Here is a 203-nt window from a genome sequence, read left to right as displayed (position 1 = left end):
CCATTAAACACAATGATTTCTGGAAAAACAAAAGATTACTTTATGGGGGTTGCTTCAAAACAAGAATTAGTATCAGATGATACAGTTCGTTTAATCCAAGATCAACGTTTATACCTGATTCGTCAGCTTGCAAACGGTCGTCCATTAGATCATGATTCGTTCACTGTATTTGATATTACAGCACTAGAACCGAAAGAAGGAAC

General features: G+C 36.0%; 1 pseudogene. It reads left to right on the top strand.

The features are described 5' to 3' along the window. Positions 1-203: pseudogene (locus ACQGS6_RS29650) on the top strand (phage major capsid protein); the annotation flags it as partial.

The sequence above is a fragment of the Bacillus sp. GMs2/2 genome (genome assembly GCF_050172095.1).
In the GTDB taxonomy this organism is placed as follows: Bacteria; Bacillota; Bacilli; order Bacillales; family Bacillaceae_G; genus Bacillus_A; species Bacillus_A cereus.
Note: the sequence above shows the minus strand (reverse complement) of the source record. Positions and strands in the feature narration are given on the sequence as shown.